General features: G+C 57.1%; 13 protein-coding genes. 8 read left to right on the top strand and 5 right to left on the bottom strand.

What is annotated here, in order from left to right:
• Window positions 1-26: 26 nt before the first annotated feature.
• The 4 genes from ACY8FN_RS01235 to ACY8FN_RS01250 all read left to right on the top strand — a co-directional run bounded on the left by ACY8FN_RS01235 (window position 27) and on the right by ACY8FN_RS01250 (window position 3,497).
• Window positions 27-1,829 (top strand): aminopeptidase P family protein, encoded by a 1,803-nt coding sequence (locus tag ACY8FN_RS01235; RefSeq protein ID WP_463099018.1) that lies wholly within the window; start codon window positions 27-29, stop codon window positions 1,827-1,829.
• 86 nt (window positions 1,830-1,915) lie between these two features.
• Window positions 1,916-2,320, top strand: coding sequence for a nitrous oxide-stimulated promoter family protein (locus tag ACY8FN_RS01240; RefSeq protein WP_463099019.1), 405 nt, complete (start codon window positions 1,916-1,918; stop codon window positions 2,318-2,320).
• A 113-nt stretch (window positions 2,321-2,433) separates the two neighbouring features.
• Window positions 2,434-2,898: a GNAT family N-acetyltransferase gene (locus ACY8FN_RS01245; protein ID WP_463099020.1), complete on the top strand. Its 465-nt coding sequence runs from the start codon at window positions 2,434-2,436 to the stop codon at window positions 2,896-2,898.
• Window positions 2,899-3,029: 131 nt separating this feature from the next.
• Window positions 3,030-3,497, top strand: coding sequence for an outer membrane lipoprotein (locus tag ACY8FN_RS01250; RefSeq protein ID WP_101320627.1), 468 nt, complete (start codon window positions 3,030-3,032; stop codon window positions 3,495-3,497).
• Between the two features lie 69 nt (window positions 3,498-3,566).
• Here the strand turns inward: ACY8FN_RS01250 and amt are convergent, their stop codons facing one another.
• Window positions 3,567-4,994, bottom strand: coding sequence for an ammonium transporter (amt, locus tag ACY8FN_RS01255; RefSeq protein ID WP_463099021.1), 1,428 nt, complete (start codon window positions 4,992-4,994; stop codon window positions 3,567-3,569).
• A gap of 505 nt (window positions 4,995-5,499) precedes the next feature.
• Here amt and ACY8FN_RS01260 point away from each other — a divergent pair.
• On the top strand, window positions 5,500-6,423 hold the full coding sequence (locus ACY8FN_RS01260) for a GGDEF domain-containing protein (protein ID WP_463099022.1): 924 nt from the start codon (window positions 5,500-5,502) through the stop codon (window positions 6,421-6,423).
• Between the two features lie 91 nt (window positions 6,424-6,514).
• Here the strand turns inward: ACY8FN_RS01260 and ACY8FN_RS01265 are convergent, their stop codons facing one another.
• A complete protein-coding gene (locus ACY8FN_RS01265) occupies window positions 6,515-7,138 on the bottom strand; it encodes an outer membrane beta-barrel protein (protein ID WP_139719510.1) in 624 nt (207 codons plus the stop codon).
• Between the two features lie 252 nt (window positions 7,139-7,390).
• Between ACY8FN_RS01265 and ACY8FN_RS01270 the strand changes: the two genes are divergently transcribed.
• Window positions 7,391-8,029 carry an exopolysaccharide biosynthesis protein gene (locus ACY8FN_RS01270; protein ID WP_303845850.1) on the top strand — a complete coding sequence of 213 codons (639 nt, stop codon included), beginning with the start codon at window positions 7,391-7,393 and terminating at the stop codon, window positions 8,027-8,029.
• A 66-nt stretch (window positions 8,030-8,095) separates the two neighbouring features.
• Here the strand turns inward: ACY8FN_RS01270 and ACY8FN_RS01275 are convergent, their stop codons facing one another.
• Complete coding sequence (locus ACY8FN_RS01275; protein WP_463099023.1) at window positions 8,096-9,370, bottom strand: amino acid permease; 1,275 nt, start codon at window positions 9,368-9,370, stop codon at window positions 8,096-8,098.
• Between the two features lie 757 nt (window positions 9,371-10,127).
• On the opposite strand from ACY8FN_RS01275, the gene ACY8FN_RS01280 reads away from it, so the two are divergent.
• Both ACY8FN_RS01280 and ACY8FN_RS01285 read left to right on the top strand, forming a co-directional pair.
• Complete coding sequence (locus ACY8FN_RS01280) at window positions 10,128-10,445, top strand: DUF6968 family protein (RefSeq protein ID WP_101320637.1); 318 nt, start codon at window positions 10,128-10,130, stop codon at window positions 10,443-10,445.
• A 25-nt stretch (window positions 10,446-10,470) separates the two neighbouring features.
• Window positions 10,471-11,106, top strand: a complete 636-nt coding sequence (locus ACY8FN_RS01285; protein WP_463099024.1) for a Vat family streptogramin A O-acetyltransferase — start codon at window positions 10,471-10,473, stop codon at window positions 11,104-11,106.
• 240 nt (window positions 11,107-11,346) lie between these two features.
• Here the strand turns inward: ACY8FN_RS01285 and ACY8FN_RS01290 are convergent, their stop codons facing one another.
• Together ACY8FN_RS01290 and ACY8FN_RS01295 are read right to left on the bottom strand one after the other, a co-directional pair.
• Window positions 11,347-12,342, bottom strand: a complete 996-nt coding sequence (locus tag ACY8FN_RS01290; protein WP_148612631.1) for a D-cysteine desulfhydrase — start codon at window positions 12,340-12,342, stop codon at window positions 11,347-11,349.
• A gap of 82 nt (window positions 12,343-12,424) precedes the next feature.
• Window positions 12,425-13,840: a Na+/H+ antiporter NhaC family protein gene (locus tag ACY8FN_RS01295; RefSeq protein ID WP_463099025.1), complete on the bottom strand. Its 1,416-nt coding sequence runs from the start codon at window positions 13,838-13,840 to the stop codon at window positions 12,425-12,427.
• Between the last annotated feature and the right edge of the window lie 3 nt (window positions 13,841-13,843).

Below are 13,843 nucleotides of genomic sequence, written 5' to 3' on the forward strand. Positions count from 1 at the left end.
TATAGCAACCATCTGGCACTAACGACATGATTAATTTCGAGATAATTGAAACCCGCGTCGCCCAAGTCAGGGCCGAGCTGGCCATGCAGGAGTTGGACGCATTTATTGTCCCCCACGATGATGAACACCTCGGCGAGTACATCCCCGCCTATGCCGAGCGACTTGACTGGATCACCGGTTTCAACGGCTCTGCCGGGGTGGCCATCATCATGGCGCAGCGGGCAGCCCTCTTTGTCGATGGTCGCTATACGGTACAGGCGCGGATGCAGACTCCCGCCGAGTTGTTCGAATTTCTCCACCTGAACAACGATCCTCATGTGCAATGGCTGGCCGAACAGCTGCCATCAGGCTCCCGGGTTGGCTTCGATGCCCGCCTGCACAGCCTGACCTGGTACAACAACGCCAAAGCCGTGCTGGCCGATCGCGGCATCGAGCTGATCCGCATCGAGCAGAACCCCATCGATCAGCACTGGTGCGATCGCCCCGAGCCGACCAAAACTCCGGTCATCCTCTACAGCGAAGAGCTGGCAGGGCAATCGAGCCAGGCCAAACGGGAATTGCTGGCCGCCGATCTGCGCAAGCGCGGGCTGGATGCGGTGCTATTGACCCAGGCCGAGCCCATTAACTGGCTGCTCAATCTGCGTGGCCGTGACATCGAACGGCTGCCGGTGGTGCTGGGCTTTGCGGTGCTCTACGCCAACACCACCATGGATTTTTTCGTCGATGCTGACAAGATCGACTGCTTCGCCTTCAGCCAGCACGTGGGGCAGGATGTCTCTGTTTACCCCATCGACAAGCTGGGCGACGTGCTACAGCGTATCGGTGAAGATCAGCAGAAGGTGCTGGCCGATCCCGACAGTGCCAACGCCTGGACCCAACTCATCATGGAAGAGGCAGGCGCCATTCTGGTGGCAGGCCAAGACCCGACCATGCTGCCGAAAGCCTGCAAGAACGAGGTTGAGCTGACCGGCATGCGCGCCGCTCACCTGCGCGATGGCGTTGCCATGACCCGCTTCCTCGCCTGGCTGGATCGACTGATCGCCTCCGGCGAGTTCGAGGGGGTGGATGAAGGCACCCTGGCCGATCAGGTGGAAGCGTTCCGCCGCGAGCAGGAGCACTACGTCGAGCCGAGCTTCGACACCATCTCCGCGCTCGGCCCCAACGCCGCCATGTGCCACTACCACCACACCAACGGCACACCCCGTGCATTTGGTCAGGACAGCCTCTACCTGCTCGACTCCGGCGCCCAATACATGGATGGCACCACCGACATCACCCGCACCATCAAGGTGGGTGAGGTGAGCGACGAGCAGAAAGCGATGTTTACCCGGGTACTGCAGGGCCATATCGCACTGGATCAGGCCCGCTTCCCCCGTGGCACCGCCGGTATCCAGCTCGACGTGCTGGCCCGCATGCCGCTGTGGCAAGCCGGTTACAACTATGACCACGGCACCGGTCACGGCGTCGGCCACTTCCTGAGCGTCCACGAAGGGCCCCAGCGCATCGCGCCGAAAGGGAACATGGTTGCCCTGCAGCCGGGCATGGTGCTCTCCAACGAGCCGGGCTACTACCGGGAAGATGGTTTTGGCATCCGCTGCGAAAATCTGGTGATAGTGGCCGAGCTGGAACAGGTGGGCGAGCTGCCGATGCTGGGCTTCGAGCGACTGACCTACGTGCCGTTCGACACTCGCCTGATCGACCGCAGCTTGCTGAGTCAGGCAGAGTTTCGCTGGATCAACGATTACCATATCGAGGTGTTCCGCCGCCTGAGCCCGCTGCTCGAGGGCGAGGATCTCGCCTGGCTAGAACAAGCGACCAGTCTCATCTGATAACACAGGGCCTGCGGGCCCTGTTTTTTGTCCCCCTTTTGACCTGTATCAACACCCTCGCTGAACAGGTCAGGACAATGGCGGCCATGAAAAGTCATCATGCCAGCCCAGCAAGGGGCCCACACGCCACAATCAGCAAAAAGGCGAGTGACCACCCCAGACTCATGCGCGAGAAGAAGACCGTCAGCGCCATGATCCGCCTCTACTGCCAGCACCATCATCAGGATCCCCACTGCCGCCACTGTCGTCAGTTGCGGGAGTTCGCCCATCAGCGGCTCAATCGCTGTCGTTACGGCCACGGCCATAAACCCACCTGCGCCAACTGCAATATCCACTGCTACGCCCCAGCGATGCGCAAACAGATCCAGCAGGTGATGAAGTGGAGCGGCCCGCGCATGCTACTGCGCCACCCCTGGCTCGCCATCCGCCACCTGCTCGATGGCTGGCGCAAGGCCGCCAAACTGCCCCAGAGCCGACCCCTTCCCCCCTGAGCGCCAACCCCTTGCATCCGGCAGGGGATGACCACTACCCTGTGACTTCTTTTGCGCCGTTGACCTTGGGGTCAGCGGCCCTAGCCGCCCCTCTTGCTGTCGATGGAGTCCTGATGCACCACAACCCGCCCCTGCTACGTACCGCTACCCATGCTGATATGCACGCCATCTGGCAGATCGATGCCAAAGTCTTTGGCGAAGATGTCTATCCGGCCTTCTTCTTTCGTCAGGCTATGGATTTGTGGCCCGAGTTGTTGCTGGTAGCCGAATACGAGGGGCAGCTGGTGGGTTATGTACTGGGTGGCTTTGGTCAGGAGCGATCCCAAGGCTGGGTGCTGTCGCTGGCGGTGCTGCCAGAAGCGCGCGGTTTCGGCCTCGCGGAGCGGATGATGCGCCAGATGGAGGTAAACCAGCAGGCGTTACAGATCAGTACGTTGCGACTCACCGTCGATCCCGCCAATCCGGCCCAGCGCCTCTACTACCGGCTCGGTTACCAATTGCAGGCGGAAGTAGCCGACTATTTTGGCCCCGGAGAAGACCGCCTGCTGCTGGTCAAAACGCTCTCTGGTACAGCGTAGATTCAAGGACAAAACCGGTAACAGAACGCATAATTGGTTACATTTTGCCGATTTCATGTGTGACGAGGTTGGAGTAGAGTTCAGCTCATCAACCGGATTGTTCAAATTCCATGCAGCCCAGGAGGCCCACCATGTTGAAGCGTATGACCCTTATTGCCCTGCTGGCCGCAACCACCATCACGGGTTGTGCCAATAGCGACGTTTACTCCGGCGATGTCTACACCAAAGACCGCGCCAAACAGGTGCAGACCGTTAGCTACGGCACCATCATCTCCACCCGCCCGGTGAAGATCCAGGCCGATGAGAACTCCCTGATGGGCACCATCGGCGGCGCCGTGGTCGGCGGCCTGCTGGGCAGTACCATAGGTGGCGGTACCGGACGCGATATCGCAGCTGCAGGCGGCGCCATCGCCGGTGCGGCGGCAGGCAACGCCGTCGGCAACAAGATGAATCAGGTCGACGGCGTCGAGCTGGAGATCAAGAAAGAGAGTGGCGAAGCCATAGTAGTGGTGCAAAAAGCCAGCCCCACCTTCACCCCGGGCGCGCGCGTGCGCATGACCCAGGGCAATGGCAGCATCAACGTGGCTGTCGTGAACTAAGGTTTTGCAGCTCTCGAGCTATAAAAAAACCGCCGGAACCGGCGGTTTTTTGTTGTCTGACGTTCGGCATTACATGCTGTAAGCCTTCTCGCCGTGGGAGGTGACATCCAGACCTTCCCGCTCGGCATCACCATTCACCCGCAGACCCACCAGCATATCGACGACCTTGAAGGCAATCGCCGCCACCGCACCGGACCAGAGGATGGTGACACCCACCCCGATGGCCTGGATCTTCACCTGCGTCAGGATGGAGTAGCCCCCGGCAACCTGATTGGTGACATAGTCCCACACCCCGGTGCCGCCCAGATCCGGGCTGGCAAAGACGCCGGTCAGCAGGGCACCGAGAATGCCGCACACTCCGTGCAAACCAAACACATCGAGACTGTCATCGGCCCCCAACAAACGCTTGAGACCGTGTACGCCCCACAGGCCCGCCACGCCACTGATAAGCCCCATCACCAAGGCACCGCCAACCCCGACGAAACCGGCAGCCGGGGTAATCATCACCAGACCGGATACTGCACCAGAGGCGGCACCCAGCAGGGAGGGACGCCCTTTCATCACCCACTCTGCCAGGGTCCAGGAGAGTGCTGCCGCAGCCGGAGCCACCCATGTATTGATAAAGGCGAGCGCCGCCACGCCATTGGCTTCCAGCGCAGAACCGGCGTTGAAGCCGAACCAGCCAAACCAGAGCAGGGAGGCGCCGATCATGGTCATGGTCAAGCTGTGGGGGGTCATGGGATCACGACCATAACCCAGACGCTTGCCCACCAGATAGGCACCCACCAGCCCCGCCACGGCGGCGTTGATGTGCACCACGGTGCCACCTGCAAAGTCGAGCGCACCATGCTGGAACAGATAACCGGCAGTGGCGGTCGCCGTGGCGGCGGCCTCGGCGCTGGTGTAGGCATCCGGCCCCGCCCAGTACCACACCATGTGGGCCAGCGGGATGTAGGCGAAGGTGAACCAGATCACCGAGAAGAGCAGCACGGCGGCGAACTTGATGCGCTCGGCAAACGCCCCCACGATAAGGCCGCAGGTGATGGCAGCAAAGGCCCCCTGAAACACCACATAGATCAGCTCGCTGATGCCAACGCCCTTGCTGAAAGTGGCAGCGATAGAGTCAGGCGTGACACCTTTGAGCAGCAGCTTGCTGAAAGATCCGTAGACGCCATTCCCCTCGGTAAAGGCCAGCGAGTAGCCGTAGATCACCCACAGTACGCAGATGAGGCAGAACAGGGTAAACACCTGCATCAGCACGCTCAGCATGTTTTTGGCCCGCACCAGACCACCGTAGAAGAGGGCCAGACCGGGGATCGACATCAGGATCACCAGCGCCGCCGACAGCAGCATCCAGGTGTTGTCACCCTTGTTGATTGTCACGCTGGCAACCGGTGCCACCGCAGCCTGCACTTGAGCGACCTCTTCGGCCCAACTTGGGGTAACCAGCAAGGCAGGCAACATCGTCAGACCTGCCATCATCCATTTTTTGACCATAGAGCACTCTCCTTCCCTGTCGTACCGGTACAAGACCGGCTCCATTTCCCTGATTGAATCTGTGGCAAGCCGCAAGGTGTTGCTGCGACCCGCCAGAATCACACCCGTGCCCGGCACGGGGATGTCTCTTGCCACTTCACATCACTGCGTCTGCCGCCGATGACCGCAAGAGACCGTCTGATATGTAAAAAGCATAAAGCGGGCCATAAATTTAAATCCTTTATAATCATTAAATTAACTATCAAGAGCACACCTTTCGCACCAAAATAGCGCAGCGCTTGCGCTAACCTGAACGCCAGCGCCCTGTGACAGGGCAGTCAATCACAAGCGCACCAGAAATGCGCAAACCCGGAGCCAGCCCACAAGCTGATGCCATTATCATCGCACTGCCCGGGTCAGCTCGTTTACACTGGCAGACCAGCCGCTTCCTGTTATCTGACCACGGCCAACCATGACCTGCGCACTCGTTTGCAAGGTGATGGCAGGCCCACATCCGAGGAACCCCATGCAGTTCGATCGTCTCGACATCAGCCCCTCCCACTACCGCATTCTCGATGGGGAGCACCGCGCTCACATCGCCTTGCTGGGAGTGCTGATGCTGGCCATCATGCTCCTGCATCTCTGGCTATTGCCCCACTTTCCCTACGAGCGCTTTTACGCCGTCAGCTTTGGCTTCGAGGTGATCAACTGGTTCACCATGCTGTTCCTGTTCTGGGTGGTACAGTGCGCCCATCTGCCCACCAAGACCTACCGCCTGCTCTCCTGCGGCCTGATGTTGTGGATCATGGGGGCCACCGCCGACATCATGGACGAGATAGTGCAGCAACCGCTCTGGCTCGCCATATACGCCGAGGATCTGCTGCGATCCAGCGGCATTCTGCTCAGCAGCATCGGCATCCTGAGCACCATGCACCACCTCTTTCACATCAACTCCCGGCTCAAAATACTGGCGCTGGTGGATGAACTGACCGGGCTGCCGAACCGGCGCTATTTTCAGCAGCAGTTCAATATCAACCTCGGCTCCCCGCAGTCGCTGATGCTGCTGGATCTCGATCACTTCAAGGTGATCAATGACAACCACGGCCACGATGTGGGGGATCAGGTGTTGCAGCAGTTTGCGGCCCTGCTGCAACAGCACTGCCCGCCCGGGGCGCTGGCGGCCCGTATTGGTGGCGAAGAGTTCGTCCTGCTGCTGCCGGTCGCCAAGGACGCCGAAGTACAGCAGCTGGCGAATACACTACTGGCAGCGACCCGCACCATCGCCCCCGACCCGGCCCATCCCCTGACGGTCAGTCTGGGAGTGGGGATCCGGGAGCCCCAAGAGCCCAGCCCGCAACTGTTCAAGCGGGTGGATCAGGCGCTCTATCGCGCCAAAGAGGCGGGCAGAAACTGCGCGGTGTGGGCTACTCCGACTACACATGGCGCGTGAAGGGCTGGCGGTTGAGTGCCGGTCACGGCGCAACATAGCTGATGCAAAAGGGGCCTAATGGCCCCTTGCTCATGGGTGCAATACAGCCCGTTTAAAAGCGGAAGGTAAGACCGATATTGGCCTGCCACTGGGTCACCAGCTCCCCGCGCACCTTGAACACGCACTGATCCGGGTTGCAGAGAAACTGGTTGCTGTCGTTGACCAGCGAGCCATAGCCGCGCACCTCGGCCCGCAGCGCCAGATGCTCGGTCAGCCGGGGCTGCACCCCGAGCGCCAGCGACATGGAAGGTGTCACCTCGCTGTCGTAGGCGGCAAAGCGGGTCACCCCGATCCCGGCGCCGATATAGGGTGCCATCAGGTTGTCCGACAGGGTCAGCGCACCGGCAAAGTGCAGGGTATCCACCGTCAGGCGATCCGGCTGATCGGGAGAGAGGGTGGTGGACTGGTGGCTGTAGAGCAGCTCAATCATGCCCGGATCATCCACCTCCTTGCTGATAAAGAGGCCCCAGCTGCCGGAGCGCTGCCCCTGCAGTGAATCGAGCGAGGCCGAACGCGCCACCGGCTCCACCACATCGTCGCTTTTCTCGAAGTCGATGGCTGAGCTGTAGCCGAAAAACGGCGTCAGCTGCCAACCGGATGTGGTCGCGGCCTCGCTACTCCAGGCCTGCCCCAGTGGCAGCAACAGCCCCACCATCGCTATCCCGGCTCTCTTCATCATCATCCCCTGCTCCCTGTGTGATTGTTCAGAAAGCATACCAGCTTCATTCTGCGCCACTCCTAAACGGCGGCTGTACCGGATCACATTCATGGCACAACTGCCCCACCGCTGTTGCGGCTCCAGAGCCGTGCCACAACCGCCGTTATGCGCCAGCCGCCACCATTCATCGGCGGTTAACCTCTGCCACGTATGCTGGCGAAAAATCGGGTCATCGGGGCCCGCCATCACCACTCAGAAGGACATCAGGGAATGGTTGCCGCGCAACTTCACGACCCCCAAACCACCCTCGCGGATACCCTGCGGGCCACCGCGCACGCCATCGACGAGAGCCACGTCAGCCTGCGCCAGATGCTGGAGCTGGTGGGCGAGCAGGGCATGCTGCTGTTCTGCGTGCTGCTCACCGTGCCTTTCCTGCTGCCGGTCTCCATCCCCGGCGTCAGCACCCCGTTCGGCCTGCTGATCCTCTTTATCGGCATCGGCATCACCCTCAACCGGGTGCCCTGGCTGCCCGCCATACTGATGGAGCGCCGCTTCGCTGCCGACCAGCTCAAGCCGACCCTGCACAAGGGGGCGGATCTGCTGGCCCGAGTCGATCGCGTTATCCGCCCGCGCCTGCTGTTGCTGACCGGCAGCAGCACGGTCAACCGCTGCAACGGCCTGCTGATCATGCTGGCCGCCCTGTTGCTGATGCTGCCCCTTGGCGCCATCCCCTTTACCAATGCCATGCCTGCCTGGGCCATCCTGCTACTTGCCACCGGAATGTTGCAGCGGGACGGTCTGTTCGTCGCCAGCGGCTACCTGCTGGTGGGGGCCACGCTGGTCTGGTTCAGCGTACTGGCATTCGGCTTGCTGATGGCGGGCCAGAGCGCCAGCGGCCTGCTCGGCTAAACCCGACGCCAAGAAAAAGGGCGACCAACTGGTCGCCCTTTTTGATTTGTGCGGGATACCGCCCGGTCAAAGCAGATCGTAGATAAGGGCCGAGATGGCAAGCAGCCCCATCACCAACACAAAAAGAGTGCTCGGCCCGCGATAACGCTTGAGTGCGGGCAAGCGATAGATGGAGCAGGCTGGCAGCAGAAACAGGATCACCGCGATCAGCGGGCCACTGACCCGCTCGATGATGTCGAGCACATTGGGGTTCAGATAGGTGATGACGGCGGTCACCATAAACAGGATCACCGACGACACCCGGGCGATAGTCGACTCCTTGAGGGAGAGCCCCAGCCCCTGACAGGCCCCGCTCACCATGCTCACCGTCCCCTCGCTCACCCCCATGGAGGTGCCGAGGAAAGATTTGGACATGGCCAGAATGGCGATCAGCGGCCCCACATAGGCGATCAGCGGATTGGAGAACTTGTTCGCCAGCGCCGACAGCACAGAGATATTGTCGGTGCGGGCCAGCGCCATCTCCGCCTGACTCAGGCTCATCACACAGCTCACCACAAAAAAGAGCACGCTGCCGCAAATCAGCAGGCTGCTGTACTTGATGATCCGCTTGGCGCGCAGGTCGGCACTCTCCTGACAACGCTTCTTCTGCGCCGCACTGAAGGAGGAGATAATGGGCGCATGGCTGAACGAGAACACCATCACCGGCACGATCAGCCAGAGGGATTTCCAGAACGCCGGATCACGCCAATCTACCGCCTGACTCTCGCTGAAATAGGAGAGGCTCCACTGGGGCAGCAGATAAACCGAGAGGCCAATCAGAAAGGCGACCATCGGCAACGCCAGCACGCTGATGGCCGATACCACGATCTGTTTGCCTGCCAGCAGGATCAGATGCAGACCCAGCATCACCCCCACAACCAGCAAGCCACGCGGCAGCTCGGCGGCCCCCAGCTGGTGGACCACGAAGCTCTGGATCGCATTGGTGATGGAGATGCTGTAGACCAGAATGATGGGGTAGAAGGCCATCAGATAGACCAGCATCAGCAGCTTGCCCGCTTTGGCACCGAAGTGCTCCTCCACCACATGGGTGATGTCCCCTTCCCGATGGGAGCTGGAGAGCACAAAGCGGCTCAATGCCCGATGGGAATAATAAGAGAGCGGAAAAGCCAGCAATAAAATAAACAGCAAAATAACCGGGGAATTACTGCCAACAGTAATAGGGAGAAATAAAGTACCGGCACCGACAGCAGTGGCATATAAGCCCATGGTCCATACCGAATCGCTTTTCTCCCATTTCAACTTTGAAACAGGGTTACTCTTTTCAGCAATAGAAACACTCATTGCAATATATACCTTATTAGTCTGTCATCATTATTTTTATTGGCCCGAATAACAGGCTGGAGATATGTCGTTGCATATCGCCCTGCACACGAAAAAACAACGCCGCCAGCGGCCAACAGGGCCACTGGAGGGAAACGGAGCTGCCATGCTACCATCGTTGAAATCGCTATCCGGGTCAAGGTTAATAATTCATGACTGTTTGAATCGGATTGTTTCAAAAGACAACGAGATGTATCACATTCGTCATCCAAAACCCGATTCAAGCCCGTTTGATAACATACCGATAAAACCTCATCCTGTTGCCCAACAACACAAATAAGACCAGCGATCAGGCCGATAATATTAACACCATCGCCAGTGGAATATGAGCTAAATAATACGACCAACTTTTCTACTAATTGACAGTGATGTCAGCCAAATTATTTATGGCAAGAGAACAGGTGATTTCTGCCAATAACAGGGCCGAGAAGCTCAGCGCGCCGGGCCGTACGCCACCCGATTGCGCCCTGCCCGCTTGGCCTGATAGAGCCACTCGTCGGCCCAGGCCAGCCGGGTTAGTCCACATGCCCCGCCTTACGCCCTTGCGCCCGATCACAGCAACGCAACAGCCCTCTTCCAGACCATGGATATCTCATTGTTTCAACTCACCAGTTCATTTACGCTGGCCGTCCTGAGTCCACATTTTCACCTCATCAGCCATCAGGGATACCAGCCACCCGCAACCGCAGGGGCTGTACCACGGAAAAGGAATCGCCAGATGAAAAACGCCATCGTCACCGCCCGCTTCGACGCCATCAGTACCGAAGGGGAACAGCTCATCCTCAAGATCGCCATCAAGGCTCCCGAACCAGATCCCAAGTCCGCCAGCGGTGACTGGCGCTGCAAGGTGAAGCTGGCGGGGCTCAGCGACAAGACCTTCATCTACGGCGTCGACAGCCTGCAGGCCCTGAGCCTTGCCATCAAGTTTGTCGAGACCGAACTGCGCGCCTTCTCCGATGCGGGCTGGCAATTCTATCAGCCAGGCTGCCCCGACCACCCCATCGACATGAGCGCCTGCTACTTCCCGGCGATTTAATACCCGGCCAACCCAAGGAGCCCAGATGCACGGACCCGATCCCGCCAATCCCCACCCCATGAACGGCTTCCCCCAGGTGTGCTTTATCAAGAACACCATCAAGGGGCCCAATATCGAGGTGGGTGACTACACCTATTACGACGACCCGGAGGATTCGGCAGGCTTTGAGCGCAACGTCCTCTACCACTTTCCCTTCATCGGCGACAAGCTGATCATCGGCAAGTTCTGCGCCATCGCCCGCGGGGTGAAGTTCATCATGAACGGCGCCAACCACCAGAGCTCCGGCTTCTCCACCTACCCCTTCTTTATCTTCGGCAACGGCTGGGAGCATGCAGCACCCGCCCCGGGCAGCCTACCCTACAAGGGAGATACCGTCATCGGCCACGATGTCTGGATTGGCTATGAAGCGCTGATCATGCCGGGGGTAAAGGTCGGCAACGGCGCCATTATCGCCGCCCGCTCCGTGGTCACCGGTGACGTGCCCGCCTATGCCGTGGTCGGCGGCAACCCCGCCAAGGTGATCCGCTACCGCTTCGACGACGACACCATAGAGCGCCTCAACGCCCTCGCCTGGTGGGACTGGCCGGTGGAGCAGATCAGCCGCCACCTGCCGTTGATCAGCGGCGCCGAAATAGCCGCGCTGGAAGCGGCGGCCAGATAAACACCATCAAGCAGGAAGCACTATGCAATTAACCGCACCCCAGACACCGCAAGCCGATGAGTTCGATGCCCTGCGAGCGGATCGCCAGCTTTATCAAGGATGAAGACGGGTGTATGCGGGGCAGCATTCTGGGGAATGGCGGTTGCAGGAGCTGAGAGCAACCGCCAAGTTTAAATAAGGCCACAAAAACGATCAGTCGCCTTACTTAAGCTTGCTAAACATCTATGAAAAATTGCAATGTCATACAGATGGATAATAAGCAAACAACGCAGGAGAACCACCGGTATGAACAAATAACAATGGCCCCTGCTTGCCAAATTTATCTGTCTTGATGCCATCTATCAGACCGGCCATGGCTTTACCGGTATAAACAGGATCCAGTGTAATCCCCTCCAGTCTCGCTAATAGCTTCACTGCAGCCATACCCTGCTCATTTGGCATGCCATACATTGGCAAAAAATATTCATCCCAGAGCGATATTTTGGCATCAGCACTCACATCGAGCAAAGCCGCAACCGCTTGTTGAAGCTTGATAACTTTAGGCGCTTGCGTGTCAACCACTCGCGAGACGGTCACTCCGACCAATTCACATTCCGGCATCAATTGCTCCATACCTACCGCCAGTCCAGCATGTGTGCCAGCACTACCAGACGGGACAACTACAGCGGCAAAATCAATGCCCATAGCCTTAGCCTGCGCTGCGATTTCGCTGGCACAGACTACATAGCCCAGAGATCCCAAAGCATTGGATCCACCAATAGGAACGACATATGGCACTAACCCTTCCCGCTCCAAACGCCGCCTAACTAGTTCCAGTTGTTCATCGGGAGCATTGAGCTCGTCAACCAACTCGACTTCACAACCGAATAGATCAATGAGATAGCTATTGCCGTTATGTAAATAATTTTCCGAATCGGTATTAATCGGATTTTCTAATAGTGCGACACATCGCATGCCATATTTTGCAGCAACAGCCGCAGTCTGCCTTACATGGTTGGATTGAATGGCTCCTGCGGTGACCAACACATTTGCACCTTTTAGCTTGGCATCTGCAACCAAAAACTCCAGTTTTCTTAGCTTGTTTCCGCCCATGGCTAACGGTGTCACATCATCACGCTTGATATAAACATCACGCCCCAAGTGAGCTGAAAAACGAGCTAAATACTCCAACGGAGTCGCCACGTTGACCAGCTCAACGCGTGGGAAACTATTTATTTTTCCAGTCAGGTGACTCATCTTCATCTCCAAATAAAATGCTTGCCGCCATATAAAATTGAGGCACTCAATAGAGTGCCTCATGCCTAACAACAATTCAATGTTAGATTGAAAAACCGAGAATGACATAGCAAATAAATGCTATCGTACCAGTTACCAACGCATAGGGGAATTGGGTTCGAATATGCTCTATATGATCACAGTTAGTAGCCATTGAAGCTACAATGGCATCACTTGATATCGGTGATGTCATATCACCAAATATAGACCCGGCAATTGAGGCACCAATCATATATTCAAAAGGAACGCCCAAGGAGACCCCTAGCTGAACACCAATCGGGATCATGATGGCAAAAGTGCCCCATGACGTACCAGTTGCCAGTGACATGATGGCACTAATGATAAAGATAAAACCAATTGAGAAGCCAGGTGAAATCACGCCAGAAGTAACCGACGCAATATAGTTGCCGGTGTTCAATTCAGCTGATATATGACCCATCAAAAATGCCAAGATCATTACCGAGCTGATTTTTACCATACTGGCATAACCAATATACAGCTCTTTAAAGAAGCTCTCGATATTTAAAATACCACGACACCAGAACCATACAAAAGAGACCAGAGTACCGAACATGGCACTGGAATAGACAGACATGGAACCACTCCCCTTGGAGAAATTACCATCGCCAGTCAGGTAGAGCACGACAGGAACCATCAATACCGTTGAGAGGATCGGGATGAAGAAGTTCCACAAAGAGTCAGAGGCTGGATGCTTGATAACATCATCATGATGTTCGGTCACTGTATCCGCTACATCATGCTTTGCCAGCTCATAACGCTGCTCAGCTTTTTTCATCGGTCCCCATGAGGCACCAGAAAAAATATAAAATAATACCGATGCTAATGACAGCCAAGCCATGATATTCCAAACCATGGAGTGCGCCAGGATCTCAAACGGCTGACCATCAATCAACCCCTTGGAGATCTGAACACCGATCACCCCCATCATGGCGGCTCCCCAACCATTGATCATCACTGATGAACAAACAGAGACGCAAGATGTTTGAATAATGTATGACATTTTCTCTGGTGGAACTCGATATCGCTTAGCCAAGTCCTTGGTCGAGGCACCAGAAATTAACTGATTTACTGAACTTTCAATAAAGATCAAGGATGTGATTACCATCGCCAGCAACTGCACGGCCTTTTTGTTGGTAATATAACCATTGTGTTCTGACAACGATTGAACTAATCGTCTGACACCACCGGTAACGACAATTAATCTCATAATACCACCAATCAGCACCATGAATATGATGGTTCTGGTGTTGCCCGGTGAAGAGAAAGTATCAATAATCCCATTGACGGTCGCGACCACCCCCAAAGAGAAACTGTGATTAATAACAACAAAGCCGACAAATATCCCTGCCAGCAATGATAGAATGACCTGTCTGGTGAATATCGCCAAAAGGATAGTCACCAGCGGTGTTATAATTGTCCACACCCCATAATCATGCATAGA

Source organism: Aeromonas sp. 160P (assembly GCF_055193095.1).

Bases quoted from the DNA above. Each gene is read 5' to 3' on its own strand.
- ACY8FN_RS01275 (WP_463099023.1), bottom strand. From the start codon at position 9,370: ATGAGTGTTTCTATTGCTGAAAAGAGTAACCCTGTTTCAAAGTTGAAA.
- ACY8FN_RS01250 (WP_101320627.1), top strand. From the start codon at position 3,030: ATGTTGAAGCGTATGACCCTTATTGCCCTGCTGGCCGCAACCACCATC.
- ACY8FN_RS01240 (WP_463099019.1), top strand. From the start codon at position 1,916: ATGAAAAGTCATCATGCCAGCCCAGCAAGGGGCCCACACGCCACAATC.
- amt (WP_463099021.1), bottom strand. From the start codon at position 4,994: ATGGTCAAAAAATGGATGATGGCAGGTCTGACGATGTTGCCTGCCTTG.
- ACY8FN_RS01270 (WP_303845850.1), top strand. From the start codon at position 7,391: ATGGTTGCCGCGCAACTTCACGACCCCCAAACCACCCTCGCGGATACC.
- ACY8FN_RS01285 (WP_463099024.1), top strand. From the start codon at position 10,471: ATGCACGGACCCGATCCCGCCAATCCCCACCCCATGAACGGCTTCCCC.
- ACY8FN_RS01245 (WP_463099020.1), top strand. From the start codon at position 2,434: ATGCACCACAACCCGCCCCTGCTACGTACCGCTACCCATGCTGATATG.
- ACY8FN_RS01260 (WP_463099022.1), top strand. From the start codon at position 5,500: ATGCAGTTCGATCGTCTCGACATCAGCCCCTCCCACTACCGCATTCTC.
- ACY8FN_RS01290 (WP_148612631.1), bottom strand. From the start codon at position 12,342: ATGAGTCACCTGACTGGAAAAATAAATAGTTTCCCACGCGTTGAGCTG.
- ACY8FN_RS01280 (WP_101320637.1), top strand. From the start codon at position 10,128: ATGAAAAACGCCATCGTCACCGCCCGCTTCGACGCCATCAGTACCGAA.
- ACY8FN_RS01265 (WP_139719510.1), bottom strand. From the start codon at position 7,138: ATGAAGAGAGCCGGGATAGCGATGGTGGGGCTGTTGCTGCCACTGGGG.
- ACY8FN_RS01235 (WP_463099018.1), top strand. From the start codon at position 27: ATGATTAATTTCGAGATAATTGAAACCCGCGTCGCCCAAGTCAGGGCC.
- ACY8FN_RS01295 (WP_463099025.1), bottom strand. From the start codon at position 13,840: ATGCATGATTATGGGGTGTGGACAATTATAACACCGCTGGTGACTATC.